This is a genomic window from Sulfuricurvum sp. (assembly GCF_049305995.1).
Lineage (GTDB): Bacteria > Campylobacterota > Campylobacteria > Campylobacterales > Sulfurimonadaceae > Sulfuricurvum.
On sequence record NZ_JBAQPS010000301.1, the window covers coordinates 1 to 5449 of the forward strand.

The window sequence follows — 5449 nt, forward strand, 5'->3', positions numbered from 1 at the left end:
TCGATTTGTATGAAATGGCAAAAGAAGAGGGAGATGAAGAGACCATCGAATCTCTTTTCAGCGATGCCGGAGCATTGGAAAACAATGTCAAATCGATGGAAGTCGAAGTTCTCCTCTCCGGTGAGCACGACAGCCATAACGCCATCGTTACTATCCATCCGGGGGCTGGTGGAACTGAGTCTCAAGACTGGGCTTCGATGTTACTTCGTATGTATACCCGCTGGGCCGAGAGACGTGATTTTACGGTTGAGATGCTCGACTACCAAGCGGGCGAAGAGGCGGGGATCAAAGATGCCGCTCTTCTGATCAAAGGGGTCAATGTTTACGGCTACCTCAAAAACGAAAACGGTATCCACCGTCTGGTTCGTATCAGCCCGTACGACTCTGCCGCTAAACGTCATACCAGTTTTACCTCGGTCATGGTCTCTCCTGAGCTCGATGATGACATCGATATCGAGATCGAAGACCGCGACATCCGTATCGATACCTACCGCGCATCAGGTGCGGGAGGTCAGCACGTCAACAAAACCGAATCGGCAATCCGTATCACCCATATCCCATCAGGGATCGTTGTACAGTGTCAAAACGACCGTTCTCAGCACAAAAACAAAGCGACCGCTTTTAAAATGCTCAAATCCCGTCTCTATGAACTAGAGATGGAGAAAAAACAAGCGGCAGTGGATGGTATCGAAAAAAGTGAAAATGGCTGGGGTCACCAAATCCGCTCCTACGTCCTCGCACCGTATCAACAAGTCAAAGATACCCGTTCCGGTATCCCTTATTCCAACATCAGTAATATTTTGGATGGGGATATCGATGAAATGATCGAAGGCGTCCTCATCTCGCTTAGCCGCAAAGATGACGACGAATAAAGACATCCTCCTAAAAGAGTGTGCGCTCCATGAGCCGTGCTCCTACATTGCAGGCAATACCCAAAGCATCCATTACAAAGTTATCCAAGAGTGCACAAAATCGCAATGTGAAGCGCTGATTTTACGGGGATGGCGACGCTTTGGATCGATGTATTTTCGCCCCATCTGTTCTGAATGCCGCTCATGTGAAAGTCTTAAAATCGATGCACCGGGTTATACACTGAGTAAATCAGACCGCCGGATTGTACGTAAAAATAGCCATTTAACGACCGTTATTCGTCACCCTACCCTCACCCGTGAACACCTAAGCCTCTTTGATCGCTACCATCGCTACAAGCACCATACGAGAGATTGGGATGCACCCAAGAGTGATCCTAAAAACTACTACGCCTCCTTTGTTCAAGGACATGGTGATTTTGGATTTGAAGTGCTCTATTTTGAGGGTGAAAAACTAATCGCCGTCGATCTCATAGACATTCTCAAACATGGTATCAGCTCATTATATTGCTACTACGATCCAGAATATAATGCCCAATCCTTAGGACGCTATACCCTTTTACAGCAAATCGAATTTGCCAAACGTCTCAATCTACAATGGATCTATTTGGGGTATTACGTCGAAGGGTGCCAAAGTCTAGCCTATAAAATTAACTATCAACCCTCATTACAGCTCCAAGGAAGACCCGAAGAGGATGAAATACCCCTATGGAATGAGTTAATTTAATCACCTAAATTTCAAAACTACTGAAAAAACTTATCCTCTTCTAAGCTGTTTTTATTTTATAATAACCACATACCCTAATGAGGAGTTTGTTATGGCTATTATTTTACCTGCACTTCCGTTTGAAAAAAATGCGCTAGAACCTTACATCAGTTCTCAAACACTTGATTACCATTACGGTAAGCACCATAATACCTATGTCGTGAATCTTAACAACCTGATCAAAGAGAGCGATCTCGAAACCAAATCGTTGGAATTAATCATCCTCCTTACCGCTGATGATACAACAAAAACCGCTATTTTCAATAACGCGGCACAAGTATGGAATCATACATTCTATTGGAATTCACTAACTCCAAACGGCGGAGGCACACCTACCGGAGCGATTGCATCCATGATTGACACAGATTTTGGAAGTTATGAAAATTTTGCCAAAGCGTTTAAAGAAGCAGCATTAACGCAATTCGGTAGCGGATGGGCTTGGCTGATTATCGACAACAAAAAGCTAAGTATCATTAAAACCTCCAATGCCGATACACCGATAGCTCACGGGATCAAGCCATTGCTCTGCATTGATGTATGGGAACACGCCTATTATCTCGATTATAAAAACGCTCGGGTGGAGTACATCGATAAGATGATTAATCATCTGTTGAATTGGGAGTTTGCGAATAAGAATTTAACCCTATAAGCTAATTCCAAATCCGCTATAATTTTACACAAATAACAAAGAGGCAAAATCATGCAAACCGTAACCTTGCAAATGTCCGATTCCGTTGCTGAACACGTCATGTATTTTTTGCGGCAACTTCCCAAAAAAGAGATCAAGATTGTAAAAGCTCAACCATCGGCAGAAGAGAAAATAGCTCAAAAGGTCTCTAAAGCACTTGAAGAGATAAAACGTGGTGAAGCACGTCCTATTAGTGAATTATTGAATGAAATTTAATACGATTCCAGAATTTGATAACGATGTAAAGAAATTAGCGAAAAAATACCGTCATATTAAAGATGATCTAGTTTTATTTATGACATCCTTTGAAAACGAGCATCGTCACTCCATCTCTATCCGCAAAAACATCTTCAAAGCCCGTATCAAAAACAGCGATAAAGCCAAAGGCAAAAGCGGCGGTTATCGCACCTACTACTACACCATCACCGATGAATCGGTTACATTTTTGATTATTTACGACAAATCTGAAATAGAAAGTATTGATGAGACACTACTTGATAGCATCATTGCAGAAATAGAATAAACTCCCAATTTTGAGATTTAAACAAGAAAAAGTGAAGATTAAATATCTGACCATTTTTTCTAGAGATTTAATAAGAATAAAAACAAGAATTGAAATAACGGGGAGAGTTATTCTCCCCATGTTTTACTATTTAAGTAGTTCTGGAAATTGAGGGTTGGTCACGATTTTATTGACAAGCTCTTGCACCGCTGGCAAATAGGAACGTTGCATCTCACTGCACGCAGAGTATGCAGTGAAACTGGATTCGTAGTCATAGCGTGATGTCACATCAAAGCTTTTCCCATTGGATGAGGTCACTTTGAGTTTGAATTCCCAGTAGGCATTGCCCAATACGGTACTGCCGTAGATACTGTCGAGATTGCCCGCAATAGTGATTTTTGATTTCGCATCGATCATATTACCCATTTCTAATTCAGTCGAGAGGGCATCTTCGATGTATTTTGCAAACGTCACGCCATCAGGAGTCCCTACCGGGGTAGCAAGACGACACATTACTTTGGATTCACCTTCATTGGTTGCTGTAAATTTACCGATATTGATTGGTGCTGAGGAAGATGCTACGGTTTTAACCGCTCTCATATTTTGAGGGGAATTCGAGTACGTTGGAACTTTGTTCGCACATCCGCTTATTAACACCGCAGCAGCCACTAATCCTAATGTCAACACTTTTTTCATTAATTGTTTCCTTTTGTTTCGAAAGATGATAGAAGATTAACGAAAGATACAGTCAAGGGAGTTTTTGGGAAAATTCCTAAAATTCATTTTGATATTCTCTTTTTGAATAATTACTGAATTTGATTTTATAAGCTCGCTTGCGGTAATATATTTTAATTATAATTTAGCTAAAAAAGTTAGAGTTGATGATTAATATTTTTAAAAAAGTTTCGCCAAAAAGATCATTAGTCATATCTATAGCAATATCGATATGTTATTTTATGGTTTATTATTTTCACAATACTGAATTTATACGAAGTTATTTTGAAGACAAAGCATTTGATACCTTGTTGAATCCCCCAATAGTTTCATTTCTTGGATATTCTTCACTTCAACAATCAATAGATAATGCTCCAAACACTATCGTACTTGAACTGGATAATAAATTTCTACTACAAAAAAATCTTATCGATGAAAACAATGAATCATCCTATGGATATTTATTTCCTCGTGGAGAACTTGCTGACCTTATAAATAAATTAGATACTAAAAGTCATGAGTTAAATTTGAAAGCTGTTTTTTTGGATTATGACCTTACGTATACTTTAATGCCGGGTGGCAAAGAATTTTCTGATGATGATAAAAAATTATTACAAATTCTATCAAAAAATAGAAATTATAAAATTTTGATTCCAATTACAGCCAGACAAAATATATATTATGAGAATTTAAAAAACAATCCTTCAATAATCCCTGTCAGTGTTTCATTTAGTGAAAGCAGTGATGGAATATCCAGAAGACTTATATCAAATGAAAATAATATTCCAGCTGCATCACTCTCTATGTATGCAATAGCTAGTAATCAAAAAATAAAAATAAAAGGTGATACACTTTTTGTAGGTGCTGCAAATTTCAAAAAGCAAGATATCATAGGAAATCGAATAATTTCAAAAACAATACTCAAAAATAGTGGCTACTATCAATCAAAATGGTTTAATATGGATATTGTATCAGCATCTATGCTTGATAATTTGGACTATGGAAATGCAGAGATTAAGTATGGTACATATCTTTTTACAGGAGCAGCCTATAATTATTCAAATGATATTTTGAATACAAACGTAGATAATATATTTGGTATAGAAGCCCATGCAAATGCATTTATGACTCAATGTTATTTAAATGGGCCTTTAAAACCTTTACCTGTTACGTATGCAATATTATTAGTATTTTGCTTGTCATTTATATTTAATTATATATTCGATTTTCCAAATAGTTTTTCGCCTACTGCAAAGAAAGAACTAATTTTTTCGTTTACAGCCGTACTAATAATAATGACGGGAGTTATGTATGGAATCTCATATTGGCTATTGTATGCTCAAAAACTATGGTTTAATTGGAGTGTTCCGCTGGCATTGTTTGCACTATTTGAAGGGATTGATATGATCATAAAACTAATAACTCAATATCGATATAATAAAAAACAAAGGTAAAAAATGAAAAAAATTCTATCTACAATCTTATTCTCTTCGGGACTTTTATTTTCAGCAGAAAGTTTAAAAGTTCTAAATGGTGATGTTACTGTCCAAATAAATGGGTTGTCTAAAAAACTTCAAGAGAATCAAACTCTTGAATTGGCTGAGTGTGATACGGTTTCATATATTAATGGTCAAGGTAAAATAAAAATAAAAAATTTGATTTTCACTAAAGATACACCAATCAAAACATTTAAAGCGACTTGTACGAATAATTATTTTTCATCAATCGCGGGAAAATTATTTGCTTCTTCCGAAGCTACCAAATATGGTGTTTCATTAAGAGGAGACGGAAGCAAAAATCAAACAGTTGAATATAATGTAGAGATTCCTAAAAATGATACAAAAATTGTAGAAAAAGACTTTATTGTTACAAAAGAATTGCTTTTTATTGATAGTAAAAGATTTTATCCC

Annotated in this window: 8 protein-coding genes; 7 read left to right on the forward strand and 1 reads right to left on the reverse strand. The window is 37.2% G+C overall.

What is annotated here, in order from left to right; all coding sequences use genetic code 11:
• From prfB to WA010_RS10390, 5 genes are all read left to right on the forward strand, one after another.
• The coding region (prfB, locus tag WA010_RS10370; RefSeq protein WP_422557040.1) for a peptide chain release factor 2 at positions 1-872 on the forward strand (872 nt) is incomplete at its 5' end.
• Positions 859-1596 (forward strand): arginyltransferase, encoded by a 738-nt coding sequence (locus WA010_RS10375; RefSeq protein WP_422557041.1) that lies wholly within the window; start codon positions 859-861, stop codon positions 1594-1596. The genes prfB and WA010_RS10375, both read left to right, overlap by 14 nt.
• A gap of 91 nt (positions 1597-1687) precedes the next feature.
• On the forward strand, positions 1688-2284 hold the full coding sequence (locus tag WA010_RS10380; protein WP_422557042.1) for a superoxide dismutase: 597 nt from the start codon (positions 1688-1690) through the stop codon (positions 2282-2284).
• 51 nt (positions 2285-2335) lie between these two features.
• On the forward strand, positions 2336-2539 hold the full coding sequence (locus WA010_RS10385) for a hypothetical protein (protein WP_422557043.1): 204 nt from the start codon (positions 2336-2338) through the stop codon (positions 2537-2539).
• Positions 2529-2846: a type II toxin-antitoxin system RelE/ParE family toxin gene (locus tag WA010_RS10390; RefSeq protein ID WP_422557044.1), complete on the forward strand. Its 318-nt coding sequence runs from the start codon at positions 2529-2531 to the stop codon at positions 2844-2846. Before WA010_RS10385 ends, WA010_RS10390 begins: the two co-directional genes overlap by 11 nt.
• 126 nt (positions 2847-2972) lie before the next feature.
• Here the strand turns inward: WA010_RS10390 and WA010_RS10395 are convergent, their stop codons facing one another.
• The gene (locus WA010_RS10395; protein ID WP_422557045.1) at positions 2973-3521 is read right to left on the reverse strand and encodes a hypothetical protein; all 549 of its coding nucleotides are present in this window, start codon (positions 3519-3521) and stop codon (positions 2973-2975) included.
• 185 nt (positions 3522-3706) lie between these two features.
• On the opposite strand from WA010_RS10395, the gene WA010_RS10400 reads away from it, so the two are divergent.
• A complete protein-coding gene (locus WA010_RS10400; RefSeq protein ID WP_422557046.1) occupies positions 3707-4993 on the forward strand; it encodes a CHASE2 domain-containing protein in 1287 nt (428 codons plus the stop codon).
• 3 nt (positions 4994-4996) lie between these two features.
• On the forward strand, positions 4997-5449 hold a 453-nt coding region (locus WA010_RS10405; RefSeq protein ID WP_422557047.1), incomplete at its 3' end, for a hypothetical protein.

Coding starts and splice junctions, on each gene's coding strand:
- WA010_RS10375 (WP_422557041.1), top strand. CDS start 859: ATGACGACGAATAAAGACATCCTCCTAAAAGAGTGTGCGCTCCATGAG.
- WA010_RS10380 (WP_422557042.1), top strand. CDS start 1,688: ATGGCTATTATTTTACCTGCACTTCCGTTTGAAAAAAATGCGCTAGAA.
- WA010_RS10385 (WP_422557043.1), top strand. CDS start 2,336: ATGCAAACCGTAACCTTGCAAATGTCCGATTCCGTTGCTGAACACGTC.
- WA010_RS10390 (WP_422557044.1), top strand. CDS start 2,529: ATGAAATTTAATACGATTCCAGAATTTGATAACGATGTAAAGAAATTA.
- WA010_RS10395 (WP_422557045.1), bottom strand. CDS start 3,521: ATGAAAAAAGTGTTGACATTAGGATTAGTGGCTGCTGCGGTGTTAATA.
- WA010_RS10400 (WP_422557046.1), top strand. CDS start 3,707: ATGATTAATATTTTTAAAAAAGTTTCGCCAAAAAGATCATTAGTCATA.